The sequence below is a fragment of the Chitinimonas violaceus genome, assembly GCF_052601015.1.
On sequence record NZ_JBQXDJ010000208.1, the window covers coordinates 1 to 671 of the forward strand.

Here is a 671-nt window from a genome sequence, read left to right on the forward strand (position 1 = left end):
AGTTGGTAGCGTCACCGAAGATGCCGCCACCCCGACCTTGACCGACAGCGGCACGCTCACCATCAGTGATGCGGATACAGGTCAAGCCAGCTTCCAGACGACAGGCATCACAGCCAGTGCGGGTGCATTGGGTAGTTTGAGCATCACCAGTGCCGGGACCTGGACTTACAACGTAGCCAACAGTGCGGTGCAATACCTCAAGGCAGGTGAGACCAAGCTGGAAACGTTCACGGTGCTGTCGACAGATGGTACGCCACATGAGATCAAGGTCACGATCACGGGTACCAATGACACAGCTGTTATCAGTGGCGTCAGTACCGGAGAAGTACAGGAAGACGGTGCGTTATCGATATCCGGCAAGCTGCAGGTGCACGATGTGGATAACGGAGAAGCCGTGTTCCAGAAGCCAGCCAGTCTGACGGGTACCTACGGGAACTTCACCTTTAACGATTTGAATGGCCAGTGGAGTTACACAGCCGACAACAGCAAGATTCAATTCCTGGGTGATAGGGAGCAGGTAACAGAAACCCTGGTGGTGCACAGTAAGGACGGTACGGCTACTCAGAATATCGTAGTGACGATCAATGGGCTGAACGATGTTGCGGTGATTGGTGCAGGAGCGGGTGACAGTAATAAGGGGGTGGTGGTTGAAGACACTACCTTGGTCAGTC

1 protein-coding gene is annotated in these 671 nt (G+C 54.4%); it reads left to right on the forward strand.

The genetic code is table 11. The features are described from left to right. A partial coding sequence (locus tag ACUHMQ_RS20945; RefSeq protein ID WP_445297374.1) for a VCBS domain-containing protein occupies window positions 1-671 on the forward strand: 671 nt, incomplete at both ends.